The sequence below is a fragment of the Streptosporangium sp. NPDC006007 genome, from assembly GCF_040614315.1.
GTDB lineage: Bacteria > Actinomycetota > Actinomycetes > Streptosporangiales > Streptosporangiaceae > Streptosporangium.
On record NZ_JBEXUG010000032.1, the window covers coordinates 53,410 to 70,572 of the forward strand.

Consider the following 17,163-nt stretch of genomic DNA (forward strand, 5'->3'; position numbering starts at 1 on the left):
TCCGCGATTCCGTCGCCCGCACAGTTGCCGCCGGTGGAACCTCATCTGGCCGCCACGGCCGTGGAGGATCTCACACCCCGCCTGCGCAAGAAGCTGGATGCGGCGATCGAACGCTGTGCCGGGTTGCCCGTCACCGTCGACGGACAGACCGTCTCCGTCAGCTGGGGGGAGGACGCGGTGGTCACCCTCACGCCGGGATCGCCGGGACCGGTCACCGATCCCGGCGAGGTACGGTGCAGTTGCCTGCTGGCGCCACGCTGCCTGCATCGCGCGGCCGTTCTCAACGCCTGTCCGGTCGCGGGTATGGGAGCGGGCCCGGACCTGATCTCGGATGGGGGCCCGGACACCGGCACGATTGTGGCCGCGAGAGCTCTGCGGGATTTCGACCCTCCGGCCCCCACCGCCGGACAGGTGGCCGCCGCGGCCGGGGTGTGGAACGCGGCCGTGGCGGTGCTCGTGGCCGGGGTGCCGGGGGCGGGAGCGGTGCTCCAGGCCGAACTGCTCCGCGCGGCCCACACCGCCCGGCTGGCCGGTCTGCCCAGAGCCGAGGCCGCGGCTCTGGGTGTCGTGCGCGGCCTGCGCGCCGCCCGGGCACGTCACGACGACCACCGCTTAGCCGACCTGGTCTCCGCGCTTCGGGAACTGCTGCTGACCTCGGGCAGGCTGGCGGCGGCCGACCCCGACCCGACCCTGGTGGGAATCGCGCGCCGCGCCTACCGGCCGGGCGGCGCGCTACGGGTTTACGGGGTCTGCCGGGAACCGGTGATCAGCGCCACCGGCTATGCCGGGGTGGTCACCCACCTCCTTACCGAGGACGGGCGCTGGTTCTCCGTCGCCGACGTCAAGCCCGGAGGGCCGGCCCGCGCCCGGGGCGCCGCCACCGCGGCGGTCGCGCTCGGTACGACCGGCATGAGCCACGCCCAGCTCGCCCGGAGGGGGCTGCTGATCTCCGGGGCGACGGTCTCCCCCGGAGGTCGTCTCGGGGCTGGACGAGGGGTGCGGGCCACGCCCGTCCCCGGGATGTCCTGGTCGGAGGGGCCGCTGGCCGCGCTGTTCGCCCGCCCGCTCGACGAGGTGGCCGACGCGCTGCTGTCCGGCGGAGCCTGGAGTGATCCGCAGACCGCGGAGGAGATGGAGCGGCCGGTCGGATGCGATCTGGTGATCGTCGGTGCCGAGGGAGATCGGCTGCTCGCGCGCCGGTTGCCCGCCGCCGACGGTTCCACCGGTTCCGGAGCCGGGGGAGCCTCGGCCAGCCGGGCGGAGGGGACGGCGGAGGGGCCACTGGTCCGGCTCGTGCCGGCCAGCTCCCACCCCGACCTGGCTCACATCGCCAATCTGCGGCAGCTCGCCTCCCTGCCGGGGCTGCGGGTGCGGGTGCTCGGTCGGCTGGATCCCGGCCGGGCCGCCACCCTGCGCCCGCTCGCGGTCGGGCCGGTGCCGGGGGAGGGGCCGACGCTCCGTCTGCCCGCCGAGTGGCTGGGCCACGCCGACGTCGGTTACGACCACCTGCAGGGCTCCCACCTGCCACCCCGTGACGTGTGTCCGCCGTCGGCGGAGGAGGCCGCGGCGGCCGTTGACCCGGTGACGGGCTCGCCTCTCTGGCGGGTGCGCCGCCTGGTCGAGCTGGCCGTCTCCGGTGGGCGGCGAGCGGTCGCCGAGTCGGCGCGCGGCGGTGACTCCCTTACCCAGCGGGCCTCGCTCCGCCGTGCGGGGTTCGAGACCGCCGCCGAGCTGGTCGGTGTGCTGACCGTGGAGGCCGACCGCCGCTCCCGTGACGTGTTCGGCCGTCTGGTGGACGCCGACGGGGACCGGTACGCCTGGTCGTGGCTGGCCGCCGCCCTCCACCTCACGGTCACCGAGCGGGCACTGGTCCAGGCGTCCTGGCGCGACCACCGGAGTCGCTGAGGTCGTCTCCGGCAGGTGAACCGCTGCCCCTCGCTGTTGCCCCTTTGCCGCTGATTTTTATGTGTTTGCTTACCGGTCGGTCGGCAAGTACGGTAACTGGCCGGCCGGTAAGTTGGTTCGGATGGGGAAGGGAACACAGTGGCGTCGCAGGACGGTACGCAAGACGCGGGGGCCCCGTCGGCCTCGGTGACGGGTGAGACGGTTCCGGGGGACGGAACAGGGCTGGGGTTCAGTCACCGCCAGATCCTGGTCACGATGAGCGGCCTGGTCATCGCCATGCTGCTGGCGATGCTGGACAACATGATCGTCGCCCCGGCGTTGCCGACGATCGTCGGCGAACTGGGCGGCCTGAACCATCTGGCCTGGGTGGCCACGGGATACATTCTGGCCTCCACGGTGTCCACGCCGATCTGGGGCAAGCTCGGCGACCTCTACGGCCGCCGGATCATCTTCGTCTCCGCCGTGGCGATCTTCCTGATCGGCTCGGCGCTCTGCGGCATGTCCCAGGACATGGCGCAACTGATCGGTTTTCGCGCGGTCCAGGGCCTGGGCGCGGGCGGTCTGATGGTCGGCGTGATGTCGATCATCGGTGAGATGATCCCGCCGCGGGACCGCAGTAAGTATCAGGGCCTGATGATGGCCGTCATGCCGGTTTCGATGATCGGTGGCCCGCTCATCGGCGGCTTCATCACCGACAACCTCGACTGGCGCTGGGCCTTCTACGTCAACCTGCCGCTCGGCGTGGTCACCCTGGTGGTCTGCTGGATCACCCTCGGCAAACTGCCGAGGGGCACCGGCAAGGCCCGTATCGACTGGCTGGGCGCCGGGCTGCTCACCGTGTGGATCACCGCACTGGTGCTGATCACCAGCTGGGGCGGCTCCCAGTACGACTGGGACTCGGCGCAGATCCTCGGGCTCGCGGCGCTGACGGTGGTCTCGTTCGCCGCCTTCATGATCGTCCAGCGGCGGGCGGCCGAGCCGATCATGCCCCTCCGGGTCTTCGGCAGCCGTAACTTCTCCCTGGCTGGAGCGCTCGCCTTCGTCTCGGGCTTCGCGATGTTCGGAGCCATGGGGTTCCTGCCGCAGTTCCAGCAGTTCGTCCAGGGCTCCTCCGCCACCAACAGCGGCCTGCTGCTGACACCCATGATGATCTCCGCGATGATCGTCAGCCTGGGCGGCGGTGTGCTGATCAGCAGGACCGGTCACTACAAGTCCCTGCCGATCATCGGCTCCATCCTCGTCGCCGCCGGCCTGGCCCTGTTCGCCACCGTGGACGTCGGCACCTCCACGACGCTCTCCGGCCTCTACATGGTGGTCCTGGGCGCCGGCATGGGCGCGCTGATGCAGACCAGCACCCTCATCGCCCAGAACAGCATCGAGCTGCGCGACATGGGCGCGGGCACCGGCGCCTCCACCTTCCTGCGCAACATGGGCAGCTCGCTCGGCGTCTCCCTCCTCGGCGCCGTCTACGTCAACCGCCTGACCGACTCCCTCGCCGAGGCCGGGGCCGGGGCGCGGGATATCGCGGCCTCCGCCACGTCCATGACCCCGCAGGCGCTGCGAGTCCTGCCGGAAGCGGTCCAGGATCTCTTCAAACAGGCCGTCACCGACGGCATCACCATGCTCTTCGCCTGGGGCGCGGTGGTGGCCGCCGCCGGTGTCGTCGTCGCCCTGTTCATCCGCCAGGTCCCGCTCCGCGGTGGGGTGAGGCCGGAGGCGGTCGAGCCCGACGCGGAGCCGGCGGCGGTCAGAGGCTGAGCCGGCCGGGACGTTACGAGGGGCGGGTGAGCGTGAGGCGGGCGATCCGGCCCTGGTCGCCCGAGGCCCAGCAGCTGAGGTCGGTGGTGCAGGCCACCGTGTCGAAGGAGCCGGCGTCGAACTTCTGCCAGCTCCGCCCCGCCGAGAACGTCACGTCGCTGCCGGTGGGGCCCACCGCGATCGCGGCGGACGGCAGGCCGGGCAGCCACGCCACGCCCGAGCGGAACTCCTTCGAGGTGGTGGACGCGGGCTGCCAGGTCGCACCGCCGTCCCGGGTCAGGGCGGCGGCGTCGGGCGAGGGCTGATCCACCCGGTAGTCACCGCCCACGGCGATGCCGTGCCGCGGGTCGCGGAACGCCATGGCGAAGACGCCCCGGGTCGGCTCGACGGCCGGTATCGAGGTGTCGGCCACGGTCCAGGTGTGGCCCCGGTCGCGGGAGTGGAAGATCCGCGAGCGCGCGCCCCCGCCGCTGGACAGCCAGACGTCACGTCCTCCCGAGGTGACGAGGCACTGGCCGCTGGCGGCGAACGCCGCCTCGCCGGGGAGGGCGTCGGGCATTCCGCCGGCGGGAAGAACCCGCCAGCTACGCCCCCCGTCGTCGGTGGAGGCGACGCGGAACCTCCCGTCGACGGGATCGCTCATCGCCAGCCCGTGCTTGCGGTCGAAGAAGCCCATGCAGTCGTAGAACGACTTCGGCTCGTCGCTGCGGAACGTCTCCGACCAGGTCCGGCCGCCGTCCTCGGTGCGGTATACGCGGGAGGCGTCGCCCTCGCCGATCGAGAGGATCAGGGCGTTGCGGGCGTCGAACGCCTCGATGTCGCGGAACTGGAGATCGGCGGCGTTCGGCGGCGAGACGTTCTGCCAGCTCCGGCCGCCGTCGTGGGTGCGCAGCACGGTGCCGAGGGTGCCGGACGCCCATGCCACGTCGCGGGTCACCGGGGCCAGGCCGCGGAGGCGGGCCGTGACCCCGGTGGGCTTGAGCTCCCAGGTGAGAGGTGGTGCGGAGGGGGTCGTGGCCTCCGCGGACGCGGGAAGGGCGCTGATGAGCACACCTAAGCCGGAAATAGCGGCAAATGTGGATCTGAATCTCATGCGCCGCAAGATAGCCAGAAAATATCAAATACGTCTATAAGTCGGGACAGCGTTTAGCCGGCGCCGTACCTCGGTGACCTGGAGCGGTTCGGCGATCCCGTCCCACGGGGCGAGCGCGCTCAGCCCCTTCTCCCGGTGGGACCGAGCGCCTCGCGGCTCCGCCCGAGCGAGGTGCAGCCATGCCAGCGCGGTGCTCACGCCCGTCGCGGGCAGCCGCCGCAGGGCCGACCTGAGGAGCTTGGCGGCCTCCCTGTGCTCCGCCTCCGGAAGCGTCGCCGCCCGATGTATCCGGCAGCGGGCCTGGCCGACCGTGTCCCCCAGCAGTCCGTACATCCGGATCGCCTCCTCCCAGTCGGCCGATGCGTCACGCGTCCTGCCCAGAAGCCAGTGGACGAGCGCCAGGAGATCCCGGGCGTGGGCCCCGGCGTGCTCGTCGCCCGCCTGCCGCGCGATCTCCAGAGCCTGGACCAGGATGCCCACGGCGCCGGTGTACAGGCGGTCGGCCTCGTCCGTGCCGCCCTCGAAGCCGAGGACCTGCCCCCGGCGTATCCGCAGGACGGCCATGTTGATCCACCGGGTGGCCTGCCCGGTGGCGTCTCCACTCGGCAGGGCCTGGCCGTACTGCACCAGTGACGACTCCACCGCGGTGAACTCGTCGCCGGTCGCCAGCAGTGTCGCCGCACGCGCCAGGTGGAGCTGGGCGGGCCAGGACTCGACGCCGGTACGCAGGTGCGACGCGGCGTCGAGGTGCTCCTTGGCCATGCCGGGCTCGCCCAGCACCAGGGCGATCAGGCACAGTCGCAGTTCGGCGGTGGCCTGGACCTCCGTGTCGCCGAGGGCCTTGGCCGCCTGGGCCAGGGCGCGGGCGGTCTCCCGCCTCTCCTTGTGGCGCTGCTCAAGAAAGAACCACACCTCAAGGGCGTCCGCGATCCGCCAGAACGGACCGGACGCCCACGGTGCCGGTCGGCGTGTTCTCAGTATGTGCAGCAGCGCCTTGTCCTCGACACCGAACCAGGCCCGCGCCTCCTCCTGCGGGAGCCGTTCGGCGAAGAGGTCGGCCTGGTTCGCGAAGTGCTCCACCAGGCGCCGCCAGGCCGCCTCCCAGTCCTCCGGCGGCGCCACGATCGCACGCGCGGCGTCCACCACCCGGACCCGGGACTCTCGCACCCGCTCCACCAGGCCGTGCTGACTCAACTCCTCCATAGCCCGCTCGGTGTCGTGCTCCGTCCCGCCCGTGAGGGCGGTGGCCCCGCCGATCCCTAGTTCGGCGATCGGCGCGCGGGCGAGCAGCGCCAGCAGCCGCCTGGCCGCCGGCCGTACTCGCCGCAGTTGCATGGCGAGCAGCAGTTGAAGCGTGTGGTCGTGGGGCCCCTGCTCCAGGTCGGCCACCAGTGCCGCGATCGGCACCCGCGGATTCTCGGCCAGCCAGCGGCCGATTCCGACCGCGATCGCGGGCCTGCGCAGGAACAGGTTCGCCAATCTCTTCGTCGACGCGGGGTCGGCCTCGATCCGATCCGCCGCGATCTGGGAGCGCAGCAACGTCACACCCTCGTCGGGGCTCAGCAGACCGGCCTGTACGACCGCCACCTCCGCGGGGACCGCGCCGTCCGTGTCCGCCTTGAGCTCCCCCGCGACGATCACCCAGCCCCCGGGAACGTGGCGGGGGAGCCACGCCACCTGGCTCCACCGTTCCACGTTGTCCAGAACCAGGACGCGCCCGGTGTTCCGGAGCGCGCCGAGAACCTCCTGTGCGGCCTCCTCCGCGCTCCCGACGGACCCCAGCGGGCGGCCGAGCGTCCGCAGCACCCGCTCCGTCACGCTCGCCGCGTCCTCGGGTTCGTCCCGGTCCTGCCCGCGCAGGTCCGTGTAGCGCTGCCGCTCGGTCTCCGGTGCCAGTCTCCATCCGGCGTTGACGGCCATGGTGGAGGTGCCGCTTCCGGCCGGCCCCCGCACCAGGACCAGGCCCCGTGCCAGGGCTCGGTCGACCACCTCCCCGACCTCCCGCTCCCTGCCGACCGGGGTGTCGACCCGAGGGGGCAGCCGCGGGCGTGCCGCGGCGGCGTCGTTGAGGGGGAGGGATCGCTCGCCCCTGCGCAGCCATTTGATGGAGAGCAGGAACAGGCTCACGGTGATGATGAGCCCGAGCGGAATCACCACCTCCAAGGCGTTCACCACCTGGTCGGAGATGACGCTCGCCGCCAGCGACAGGCCGATGGTGGCCATGGCGGCCAGGAACTCCCCGCGGTTCCTCGGCAGCACCGAACGCAGTCCGGCCAGCCGCCTCCCGGACATTCGCAGCCCGGCCAGTCGAGGCCGGAGCCTTCCGGACGGGCTTGGGGAATCGGAACTCAACGGCGGACTCCCTGTGTCAGACCTTGGATCAGCGACCTGCGGGTCGCCAGCAGCAGCAGCGCGGGTACGGCGGTCATCACGACCCCCTGGGCCGCCAGCGCACCGGCCGAGGTCACGAACTGGCGGGACTGCTGAAGCATGATCAACGGCGCCTGGTTCGCCGCCGGCCAGTTCAGCAGCAGACCGATCACCAGGTCGTTCCACGCGAGCACGAACGCCAGCACCGCCACCGCGGCCACCGCGGGACCGCTCTCGGCCATCATCTGGAACATCGCCGAGCGTCCTTCGGCCAGTGGCCGCAGCACCACCGGCCGGGGCACGGACATGAACGCGTTACGCAGCAGCAGCACCCCCAGGGGCAGGGCCAGCGCGACGTGGACGAAGCTCAGGATCACGGTGCCGCCCAGCCGCCCGGCCAGCATCTCCCCGAGTGGCCTGGCCAGTACCTGGGGAGGCAGCACCGCGAGCAGGACCGTCACCGCCGTGACGATCCGCCGCGTACGGCGGGGCAGCCGCTCGTGCGTCAGGGCATAGGCGGCCGGTACGGCCACCAGTGTGGTGACGGCGGAGACCAGCAGCCCGCGCTGTGCCGTGGCCCACAGCGCACCGGAGAAGGAGCCGTCGTCGAACGCCTCGCCGTACGACCCTCCCAGAACGTAGCCCCCGGTCCACCACCCGGAGGTGGCGGCCTCCTCCGGAGACCGTAACGAGGTGAGCACGAGGACGACGAAGGGGAACGCCCACAGCGCGGTCACCGTCGAGGACAGAAGGCGAAGGGGCAGGCGGGTGCGTGCCGGAGCAGGGGTGTGCCGCTCCTGCCGCCGGTGTCCCGCCTCCGGCCAGTCCCGGCGCAGCCGCCACAGCACGACAAGCACCAACGTGCCGGCCATCGCGAACAGCAGAACCGCGAGTGCCGCGGCCTGTCTCCTCCCGAGCTCGTCGTAGTGGCGCCACCAGAAGAGCCCCACCACGTCCACCTCGTCCTGGATCGAACCCGGTGCTCCCACCAGAACCAGGTCGAACACGTGGACCGCGGCGGTGAGCACGATCAGCATCACCAGGGCCGCCGTGGGAAACAGCGCCGGAGCCACCACTGTGCGGAGACGGCGGAGCCTTCCGGCTCCGAAGATCCGTCCTACCCGCAGCAGGCTCTTCGGCACGTTGGCCAGGCCCACGTGGAAGACCAGGAACGCCAGCCCCGTCCACTGCCAGGCGAACGCCAGGCCGAGAACCAGCCAGATCCAGCGGGGGCCGAGGAAGTCGGCGAGGACGGGGGCGGGCAGCAGAGAGGCCACCGCACCCCGGGGGGCCGCGTCGAAGATCAGGCGGAAGGTCACCCCCGCCGTCAGCGGGGAGGTGACCGTGGGCAGGGCCAGGGCGACCAGCAGCACCGCCCGCCTGCGGGGCCCCATGTCCCCGGCCAGCCAGGCGAGTCCAAGACCGAGCGCGCAGACCACCAGCGCGAGCACCAGCCAGACGGCGTTGTGCAGCAGGGCGGGCCAGAGGTTGAGGTTCTCCCCGGCGGGGACCCGGTCATCTCGTGGGATCAGGCTGTCGCTCACCGTCCAGGCCAGCGGGACGAGCAGGAAGACGGTGGCGATCAAGGCCGCGGGCAACAGGTATCCCCACGCGGTCCGGCTCCGGCCGCTCCACCTGGCGGGTGCGCGCATGTCGTGATGTGGTGTCACGTCGAAAAGAAGGGCGTCTCGGTCCCTCACGGCCGTCCTTTCCTCCGGCTCAGTGCCCGCAGGGAGTCCCAGGCCGTGCTCACGGCCTGGGAGCCCTGGACTCCGTCGACGGCGACGTCGACGAACAGCCGGGTCATGACGCGCCACAGATCCTTGCCGTCTCCGCCGGCTCTGCCGGGCAGGAGCCCGTCGGAGAGGTCGAAGGCCGCTTTCCGGCCGTCCCGCAGATACGAGGTCAGGTAGCCGTTTATCGGGGACGAGTCGTTGATCTCCTGGTCGAGCGAGAGCATCCCCCCTTTCCCGGCCCACGCCTTCATCGCGGTGTTCGCCGGGTGGCCCGGGGTCTTCGTCTCGCGGTTGAGCCTCTCCACGAACTCCCTGCCGCGACCTTCGTTCGACCTGAGCGCCACCAGGACGTCTCCTCCGACCACCATGGGCGGTATCGATTCGGAGGACCACGGCAGCCTGGAGACCTCGGTCTGCGCGCCGGGGCAGTACTGCCCGATGACGGACCGGGCGAAGTCGGGCGCGGCCAGCATGTCCGCGCTGCCGTAGCGGAAGACGTTGAGGATCGACTCGTGAAACTGCGTGGTCAGCGCCCGAGCGCCCCCGCCGGGCAGCAGGCCGTCGATGGACCACAGGTCCGCCAGCCGGTCGAGTGCCAGCCGGACGGTGTCGTGGCCCCACCCCGCCGGATCGTGGAGCAGTCCCCGATACGCCGCCTCGTCGACCCCGAGCAGGACGTTCTCGAACCAGTCGGTGAGCGTCCAGCCGTCGGCCGCGCCGATGGAGAGCGGCCCTTTTCCCTTCCCCTCCCTCTTCGTCCTCTCCGCTCTGAGCCTGAGATCCGTCAGCCACGTGTCCCAGTCTTGAGGGGGAGCAGGGGTTCCCGTCCTGTGCCACACCAGCGACTTGTGCGTGACCTTGAACCAGACGCCCTTGATGGAGGGGTCCGCCGGCTGACCGGTGGAGTTGCCGGGTTTAACGCGGAGCAGATCCTGCCAGTAGGCGGGATCGTCGGAGGAGATGTCCTCCAGCCGGGCGCGGATTCCGGAGTCGTGCACCAGCCAGGGCTGGGGAACGATCGCCACATCGGGGGCCGCCGAGCTTTTGAGCAGGGTGGCGATGTCGTCCCCGGCCGAGTACACGGCGACGTTGGGGTGGCTCCGCACCACGTTCCGGAAGCTGCTCAGCTCCCGGCCGCTCCACACCACCCCGATCCGCAGCGGGGGGCCGGCGCATCCGGTGACCCCCGCCAGGGCCAGGCCCGACAGTGCGGCGAGGGCCTCTCTACGATTCAACCGCATCGACTATCTCCCAGGAGGTCGCGGGGGTCCGGAGGGTTTCGACTCGGTGCGGGGCGTCGCTCACGATCAGGATCGGCAGGTCGGGGTAGGCCTTCCGGCTCTCGCTCACCGCCGCGTGACAGGAGGGGTGTCCGGTGTGGTCCTCGATCACCACGGCCCTCGCCCCCTGCCAGTGGCACATGGCGCGGGCGAGCGCCACCCGGAGCCTGTCGTCGGGAGGGAGCTCGTGTGGCCGCAGGGTGAGGAGGCCACGGATTTTCAGCCGCTCGGCGACGTAGTTCACCTGCCCTCTTCTGAAGTCCTCCCCATGGCGCCGGAGCGTCCCGAACCCGATGTTCTGCTCGACCGTCATGTGGGGGAGCAGGCCGCCGCCGGCGGGCACCAGGGCGATGCCGCGTTCCTCGGAGGGCAGCGTGGTGACCTCGCGGCCGGAGATCCGGATCCGGCCGCCGACGGGCCAGGTCTGCCCCAGCAGGACGTCGCTGAAGATCTCTGCGTCGGCGGCGTCATCCGCCAGCACGACCGCCGGCCTTCCCACACCCACCGTCAGCCGATCGGGTTTCAGCGCCCGTCGATCCCCGCCGTGGTACCAGGAGAGCCCGTCCAGCTGAAGCCGCAGTTCGGACACGGATAGATCAGCTCCGGTAAATGAGGAGAATGTCCGTTCTTTATATATCGCAACGTGGCGGGAGATCGGGAGGTTCCCCGAATTCCCTCCAGGCTAATTGTCGGATAAGTTGCTTTGTGTCACGTAAATGGAGAATGTGTTTTCGGTGTGCCTTAATAAGGTGGGATGTGTGGCCGGAATTCGGGGAGCAGGCCCTGTCTGAACCCCGGGGAGGCTCCGAGTGGACGGCGGCGTCCGCGGTGATCGCCGCCCTGCCCGTCCCTGTGGGTAGGACGTTCGGGCCGGCCTGTGGCGCCGGAGCACGACATTATTGTGGTTCATCAAGTAAGTAAGAAATATATTGATTTGTAGCCAAATAGAGCTCACAATCTCGTCATGCCGTGCTTTCGGGGATGCAGCGGCCCGCTCTTCCGTGGCCGTCAAGGGGTCGTCAGAGACGATCGGAGGCGCGTCAGGATCGCATCGGGATCGCTTTTTCCCAGCGTTGGCGGTCATAGCGTCCCTTTCGTGTGGCCAGCTGGCCTCGTTACCGAAGCAGGAGGAGCGCATGGACACCTCGCGCAGAAGTGAACCCCCGTTGCTGGTCCCGGTCCGTTCGGGAGGCAGGGTTCTGGCCCTGAGCCTGTTCCGGACCCCGGGGGGCAGGCGGACGGCGGTGGCGTTCACCTCGCGGGACCGGCTCGTCGGAGTACTCGGCGGCGGCCACGAGTGGACGTGGCTGAGCGAGCGCGTGCTGCGCGGAATGATCGAGGACCTCGATGTCGCCGGCATCGTGATCGACCCCGCGTGTGCCGTGGAGGCCCGGAACCCGCGCCTGAAGGTGGCGTGACGCGCCGCTCCTTCACCCACCCGACCACATCCGCCCGATCTCGTGATCCTCCTGGTGACGGCTGCGGTCCTGCTCGTCAAGATCCCGGGTTGACCCCTGGGGAGGCTGTCTCCGCCGAGCCGACAGGCGTCGGATCCGCCGGAGTCACGTGTCCCGAAGCCGGATCCCCCGAAGGCCGTCAGGGTCGCTGACGTCGGCCGACGTCGATCGAGGCCCGAGGGTGCCCGCCGGTGGGGACGGCCCCGCCCGCCGTCCTCGCCGGACCCCGGCCGGACCGCTTCGGTCACCGGCCTCGGCCGTGGACCGGTCCGGCCGCCGCTTTTCGGTACGCCGGGAGGCGAAACATTCGGCGTGCCGGCGGTTTTCGTAGAGACGGCGTCAAGCCTTGATGCCTGGCCGTATGGAACTCGTCAAGAACCGCCTTATGGGGAAAAACTTGCGATTTGCTAACTCTGTGCCGCGTATCTCGCGGCGGTGAGAACATTTTTTCCTATCAAGGAGTGGGGATGGCCGACGTCATCTTCGTCGCCCTGACGATCGCGGTCTTTGCGGTTCTCGGGCTTGTCGTCAAGGCGGTGGACCGGCTGTGAGCGCCGTCAACGCCATAGGCCTGGTCGTGGTCGTCGGCCTGGTGGTCTTCATGGTCGCCGCCCTGCTGTTTCCGGAGCGCTTCTGATGTCACCGACCATGACCGGGATCCTGTTCATCGGATCTCTTGTCGCCGCCCTGATCCTGACGCACCGGCCGCTGGGCGACCACATGTACCGGGTTTACACGGCCACCCGGCATCTCGCGGTGGAGCGGGCGATCTACCGGCTGATCGGGGTGCGGCCGGACACCGAGCAGCGCTGGGGCGTCTACGCCCGCAGCGTGCTGGCGTTCTCCGCCGTCTCCATCCTCTTCCTGTACGGCATGCAGCGGCTGCAGGACAAGCTGTTCCTCTCCCTGGGCATGCCTCCGGTCACCGACCACGTGGCCTGGAACACCGCGGTCAGCTTCGTGACCAACACCAACTGGCAGTCCTACTCGGGTGAGTCCACCATGGGGCACCTGGTGCAGATGTCCGGGCTGGCGGTGCAGAACTTCGTCTCGGCCGCGGTGGGCATGGCGGTGGCGATCGCGCTGGTGCGCGGATTCGCCCGCAGGACGACCGACGAACTGGGTAACTTCTGGGTCGACCTGGTGCGCGGCTCGGTGCGGATCCTGCTGCCGATCGCCTTCGTCGGCGCGGTGGTCCTGGTGGCCGGTGGCCTGATCCAGAACTTCTCGGCACCGCACGACGTGGCCACGCTGACCGGTGGAACCCAGGCGATCACCGGTGGGCCCGTGGCCAGCCAGGAGATCATCAAGGAGCTGGGTACCAACGGCGGCGGTTTCTACAACGTCAACTCCGCCCACCCGTTCGAGAACGCCACCGGCTGGACCAACTGGGTGGAGATCTTCGCGATCCTGCTGATCCCGTTCGCGCTGCCGCGCACCTTCGGCCGGATGGTGGGCGACAAGCGCCAGGGGTATGCGATCACCGCGGTGATGGCGGCGCTGGCCCTGATCAGCGTCGCGGTGCTGACCGGCCTTGAGCTGGCGCACGGCGGCACGGTGCCGCAGGCGGCCGGCGCGGCCATGGAGGGCAAGGACGTGCGGTTCGGGGTGGCCAACTCCGCCACCTTCGCCGCGGCCACCACGCTGACCTCAACCGGCGCGGTCGACTCCTTTCACGACTCCTACACCGCGCTGGGCGGAATGATCACGATGTTCAACATGATGCTGGGCGAGGTCGCGCCGGGCGGTGTGGGCTCCGGCCTGTACGGCATGCTGGTGCTCGCGGTGATCACGGTGTTCGTCGCGGGCCTGATGGTGGGCCGCACCCCCGAGTATCTGGGCAAGAAGATCGGCGCCCGGGAGATCAAGCTCGCCTCGATGTACTTCCTGGTCACCCCGGTTCTGGTGCTGACGGGTACGGCGTTCGCGATGGGCTCGTCGGAGCAGCGGGCGAGCATGCTCAACAGCGGCCCCCACGGTTTCTCCGAGGTGCTGTACGCCTTCACCAGCGCCTCCAACAACAACGGGTCGGCGTTCGGCGGCCTGACGGTCAACACCCCGTGGTACGACACGGCGCTTGGACTGTGCATGGCGCTGGGCCGGTTCCTGCCGATCGTCTTCGTGCTGGCCCTGGCCGGGTCCCTGGCCAGGCAGTCGCCGGTGCCGGCGTCGGCGGGCACGCTGCCCACGCACCGGCCGCAGTTCGTCGGCATGGTCGTCGGCGTGACGCTCATCCTCGTCGGGCTGACCTTCCTCCCCGCCCTGGCGCTGGGGCCGCTCGCAGAAGGAATCAACTGATATGTCAACCCAGACGCTCAAGGTGCAGGGCCGTACCCCCGGCAGTCCGGGTAAGAGGGACGGCAAGGTCGGCGGCGGGTTGCTCGACCCCAAGCAGCTGATCCTGTCGCTGCCGGACGCCTTCAGGAAGCTCAACCCGGTGACGCTCTGGCGTAACCCGGTGATGTTCATCGTCGAGATCGGCGCGCTGCTCACCACGGTGCTCGCGGTCGTCGAGCCGTCGTTCTTCGCCTGGGCCATCGTGCTCTGGCTCTGGCTGACAGTGCTCTTCGCCAACCTGGCCGAGGCGGTCGCCGAGGGCCGGGGCAAGGCGCAGGCCGCCACGCTGCGCGCCGCCAAGCGCGACACCGTCGCCCGCAGGGTCAAGAACTGGAAGCCCGGGATCACCGTCTCCGAGTGGGACGTCGTGGGCGCTCCCGAACTCTGCCAGGGTGACTTCGTGATCGTCGAGGCAGGGGAGATCGTCCCCGGCGACGGCGACGTGGTCGAGGGCATCGCCAGCGTCGACGAGTCGGCGATCACCGGCGAGTCGGCACCGGTGATCCGGGAGTCCGGTGGTGACCGCTCGGCGGTGACCGGCGGCACCAGGGTGCTCTCCGACCGCGTCATCGTGCAGATCACCCAGAAGCCGGGGGAGAGCTTCATCGACCGGATGATCGCCCTGGTCGAGGGCGCCAACCGGCAGAAGACGCCCAACGAGATCGCGCTCAACATCCTGCTGGCCGCGCTGACGCTCATCTTCCTGGTCGCTACCGCGACCATGCAGCCGATGGCGATCTACGCCAAAACCGAGAACCCCGGGGTGCCCGACTCCCTGGCGCTGACGGCCGAGGGCGTCACCGGGATCGTGCTGGTGTCGCTGCTGGTCTGCCTGATCCCGACCACGATCGGCGCGCTGCTGAGCGCGATCGGGATCGCGGGGATGGACCGGCTGGTGCAGCGGAACGTGCTCGCGATGAGCGGCCGGGCGGTGGAGGCCGCGGGAGACGTCAGCACCCTGCTGCTGGACAAGACCGGCACCATCACGCTGGGCAACCGGCAGGCGTCGGAGTTCGTGCCGGCGCCCGGGGTGCCGGCGGAGGATCTGGCCGCCGCGGCGCAGCTGTCGAGCCTGGCCGACGAGACACCGGAGGGACGTTCGATCGTGGTCTACGCCAAGCAGGCGTACGGCTTGCGGGAACGGCAGCCTGGCGAGCTGGCCCACGCCGAGTGGGTGCCCTTCACCGCCCAGACCCGGATGTCCGGCGTCGCCGTGGACGACCGCCAGGTCCGCAAGGGGGCCGCCACCGCGGTGATGAAGTGGGTCAGGGACAACGGAGGCCACCCCACCGACGAGGTCGGCGCGATCGTGGACGCCATCTCCGGCAGTGGCGGCACGCCGCTGGTGGTGGGGGAGATCTCCGGCGACACGGCCCGCGTGCTGGGGGTGATCCACCTCAAGGACGTGGTCAAGCAGGGCATGCGGGAACGGTTCGACGAGATGCGCCGGATGGGCATCCGCACCGTCATGATCACCGGCGACAATCCGCTGACCGCGCGGGCCATCGCCGACGAGGCCGGGGTGGACGACTTCCTGGCCGAGGCCACGCCCGAGGACAAGCTGGCCCTGATCCGCAAGGAGCAGGAGGGCGGGCGGCTGGTGGCGATGACCGGCGACGGCACCAACGACGCTCCCGCGCTGGCCCAGGCCGACGTCGGGGTGGCGATGAACACCGGCACCTCCGCCGCCAAGGAGGCCGGAAACATGGTGGACCTGGACTCCAACCCCACCAAGCTGATCGAGATCGTGGAGATCGGCAAGCAGCTGCTGATCACCCGGGGAGCGCTGACCACGTTCTCCATCGCCAACGACATCGCCAAGTACTTCGCCATCATTCCGGCGATGTTCGCCGCGGTCTACCCGGGGCTGGAGACGCTGAACGTGATGCGGCTGGCCAGTCCGCAGTCGGCCATCCTCTCAGCGGTGATCTTCAACGCGATCGTCATCGTGGCGCTGATCCCGCTGGCGCTGCGCGGGGTGCGCTACCGGCCGTCGAGCGCCTCCAAGCTGCTCAGCCGGAACCTCTACCTCTACGGCCTGGGCGGGATCATCGTCCCGTTCATCGGTATCAAGCTCATCGACCTGTTCGTTCAGCTCCTTCCGGGGATGTCGTAATGGAACGCCTGCCCAGCTGGGTCCGCCAGCATCTCGCCGCGCTGCGCGCGCTGCTCGTCCTCACCCTGATCCTCGGCGCGGTCTATCCGCTGGCGGTGATCGCGGTGGCGCAGACGGTCTTCGCCGACAAGGCCAACGGCTCCGTCATCCGCGGCGGCACCGGCAAGGAGATCGGAAGCTCACTGGTCGGTCAGGCATTCACCGACGCCGAGGGGCGGCCGGTGAAGAAGTACTTCCAGAGCCGCCCGTCGGCGGCCGGGGACGGCTACGACATGCTGTCGACCTCCGCCAGCAACCTCGGTCCCGAGGACGTCGTCGACGTGCTGCCGGTACCGGGGGCCAAGGACGAAGAGGGAAAGCCGGACACCGGCAAGCAGTCGCTGCTGACCCAGGTCTGCGCCCGGAGCCTGGCGATCGGGAAACTGGAGGGGGTCGGCGGCGCCCGGCCGTACTGCACCCCCGACGGGGTGGGGGCGGTGCTGAAGGTCTTCCCGGCCTCAGGCACCCCGACCCGGGCGGTCAGCGTCAACCAGGCGTGCCCGGCCGTCCCCTTCCCGGCCACCTACCGTGGGGTGAAGGTCGAGTGCGGCAAGCCCGGCGAGGACTACGCGACGGGCCGTACCGTCCCGATCCGGGGGGACGCGGCCCCGCCGGCGGTGCCCGCCGACGCGGTCACCGCCAGCGCCTCCGGGCTCGACCCGCACATCTCGGTCGCCTACGCCGAGCTCCAGGCGCCCCGGGTGGCCAGGGAGCGCGGTCTGGCCGTGACCAGGGTCAGGCAGCTGATCCGGGAGAACACCCTCGGACGCGCCCTGGGGTTCATGGGTGAGCCGGCCGTCAACGTCCTGGAACTCAACCTGGCCCTCGACAAGGGATGACAGACGCTGAGAGCGGGCAGCCGGCGACCTCCGGCGGCCCGCTCTCCGGACGAGAAACGATCAGGATGAACACGGCGAACACGGCGAAGGCGGCGAAGGCGGCGAAGGCGGTGAGCGGGGGCAGGGGACGGCTCCGCGTCTATCTGGGTGCGGCGCCTGGTGTCGGTAAGACGTACGCGATGTTGAGTGAGGGGCGTCGGCGGTTGGGGCGTGGGACGGATGTGGTGGTGGGT

General features: G+C 70.3%; 13 protein-coding genes. 8 read left to right on the plus strand and 5 right to left on the minus strand.

The window, feature by feature from the left end:
- Positions 1–33: 33 nt before the first annotated feature.
- Both ABZ194_RS22640 and ABZ194_RS22645 read left to right on the plus strand, forming a co-directional pair.
- On the plus strand, positions 34–1,905 hold the full coding sequence (locus ABZ194_RS22640) for a hypothetical protein (RefSeq protein WP_355598985.1): 1,872 nt from the start codon (positions 34–36) through the stop codon (positions 1,903–1,905).
- A 255-nt stretch (positions 1,906–2,160) separates the two neighbouring features.
- Complete coding sequence (locus ABZ194_RS22645; RefSeq protein WP_355598986.1) at positions 2,161–3,663, plus strand: MDR family MFS transporter; 1,503 nt, start codon at positions 2,161–2,163, stop codon at positions 3,661–3,663.
- Between the two features lie 13 nt (positions 3,664–3,676).
- Here the strand turns inward: ABZ194_RS22645 and ABZ194_RS22650 are convergent, their stop codons facing one another.
- The 5 genes from ABZ194_RS22650 to ABZ194_RS22670 all read right to left on the minus strand — a co-directional run bounded on the left by ABZ194_RS22650 (position 3,677) and on the right by ABZ194_RS22670 (position 10,731).
- Entirely contained in the window at positions 3,677–4,714 is a 1,038-nt protein-coding gene (locus tag ABZ194_RS22650) for an oxidoreductase (protein WP_355598987.1), read from the minus strand.
- A gap of 66 nt (positions 4,715–4,780) precedes the next feature.
- Positions 4,781–7,108 carry a tetratricopeptide repeat protein gene (locus tag ABZ194_RS22655; RefSeq protein WP_355598988.1) on the minus strand — a complete coding sequence of 776 codons (2,328 nt, stop codon included), beginning with the start codon at positions 7,106–7,108 and terminating at the stop codon, positions 4,781–4,783.
- Positions 7,105–8,826, minus strand: a complete 1,722-nt coding sequence (locus tag ABZ194_RS22660) for a hypothetical protein (protein WP_355598989.1) — start codon at positions 8,824–8,826, stop codon at positions 7,105–7,107. The genes ABZ194_RS22655 and ABZ194_RS22660 overlap by 4 nt, the downstream gene beginning before the upstream one ends.
- A complete protein-coding gene (locus ABZ194_RS22665; protein ID WP_355598990.1) occupies positions 8,823–10,103 on the minus strand; it encodes a hypothetical protein in 1,281 nt (426 codons plus the stop codon). The genes ABZ194_RS22660 and ABZ194_RS22665 overlap by 4 nt, the downstream gene beginning before the upstream one ends.
- On the minus strand, positions 10,087–10,731 hold the full coding sequence (locus ABZ194_RS22670) for an ATP-binding cassette domain-containing protein (protein ID WP_355598991.1): 645 nt from the start codon (positions 10,729–10,731) through the stop codon (positions 10,087–10,089). The genes ABZ194_RS22665 and ABZ194_RS22670 overlap by 17 nt, the downstream gene beginning before the upstream one ends.
- Positions 10,732–11,278: 547 nt before the next feature.
- On the opposite strand from ABZ194_RS22670, the gene ABZ194_RS22675 reads away from it, so the two are divergent.
- The 6 genes from ABZ194_RS22675 to ABZ194_RS22700 all read left to right on the plus strand — a co-directional run.
- A complete protein-coding gene (locus tag ABZ194_RS22675; protein WP_355598992.1) occupies positions 11,279–11,560 on the plus strand; it encodes an SAV_915 family protein in 282 nt (93 codons plus the stop codon).
- A 586-nt stretch (positions 11,561–12,146) separates the two neighbouring features.
- Positions 12,147–12,236 (plus strand): K(+)-transporting ATPase subunit F, encoded by a 90-nt coding sequence (gene kdpF / locus ABZ194_RS22680; RefSeq protein ID WP_189793838.1) that lies wholly within the window; start codon positions 12,147–12,149, stop codon positions 12,234–12,236.
- A complete protein-coding gene (gene kdpA, locus ABZ194_RS22685) occupies positions 12,236–13,897 on the plus strand; it encodes a potassium-transporting ATPase subunit KdpA (RefSeq protein ID WP_355598993.1) in 1,662 nt (553 codons plus the stop codon). Before kdpF ends, kdpA begins: the two co-directional genes overlap by 1 nt.
- Position 13,898: 1 nt before the next feature.
- A complete protein-coding gene (kdpB, locus tag ABZ194_RS22690) occupies positions 13,899–16,052 on the plus strand; it encodes a potassium-transporting ATPase subunit KdpB (protein WP_355598994.1) in 2,154 nt (717 codons plus the stop codon).
- Positions 16,052–16,930 (plus strand): potassium-transporting ATPase subunit C, encoded by an 879-nt coding sequence (locus ABZ194_RS22695; RefSeq protein ID WP_355598995.1) that lies wholly within the window; start codon positions 16,052–16,054, stop codon positions 16,928–16,930. The genes kdpB and ABZ194_RS22695 overlap by 1 nt, the downstream gene beginning before the upstream one ends.
- A gap of 65 nt (positions 16,931–16,995) precedes the next feature.
- A partial coding sequence (locus tag ABZ194_RS22700; protein WP_355598997.1) for a hypothetical protein occupies positions 16,996–17,163 on the plus strand: 168 nt, incomplete at its 3' end.